The organism is Psychrobacter sp. 1U2 (genome assembly GCF_051847575.1).
The window spans coordinates 1-713 of the sequence record NZ_JBPYDC010001082.1 but is presented as its reverse complement, the minus strand read 5'-3'; the positions used below and the strand labels follow the sequence as shown (position 1 = coordinate 713).

At 36.5% G+C, this 713-nt stretch carries 1 protein-coding gene; it reads left to right on the top strand.

What is annotated here, in order from left to right; translation table 11 throughout:
* Positions 1-325: 325 nt before the first annotated feature.
* Positions 326-713 (top strand): FAD-dependent oxidoreductase (locus ACS8FD_RS20500; RefSeq protein ID WP_439277222.1); only part of this gene is annotated, 388 nt, incomplete at its 3' end.

Sequence of the window (713 nt, the reverse complement as noted above, 5' to 3'; positions counted from 1 at the left end):
GCCAGCGCATCATCCACTAATGACATCTGTTTGCCATGTTGACTTAGTAAACTTAATTGTATATCAAAGCTTTTCGTAATCATTACTTTATTATTAGCACTTGCTATGAAACTTTCTGACAAGACAGAAACTATATTTATCATTCTCAATCAATATTTTTGTAAAAACATTTATGTCATCTAAGAAAATAATGACACATTTTTGCAACAGCTTGCTACGTATGCATAGGTGCATAACGTTTAGATAAGCTTTAGTATTAAAGCCCACTATTTAAAAAAATAAATCGTCAAATATAGATATAAATAATCAACTAACTGAGGATAATATGAGCAAACTGTCTGGTAACACTGACAAGAATGTCACTCGTAAGGTAGAGGTAGCAGTAATTGGTGCTGGTACTGCAGGTCAGAACGCGTTTCGTCAAGCCAGTAAAACTATTGAAAACATTGTTATTATTAATGACGGGTTTTGGAGTACAACCTGTATCCAAGTTGGCTGTATGCCAAGTAAACTTTTAATTGCCGCAGCTGATCGTGCTCATGACGCCAATCATTCTGAGGACTTTGGCATTCATGCTACGACTCAGATAGATGGTAAACGAGTAATGGAACGTGTCCGTGATGAGCGTAGCCATTTTGCAAGCTATATTAAGAAGCAAGTAGATAGCTGGCCTGAAAACAAGAAGATATCAGGGCGCGCGCATATTAATAAAC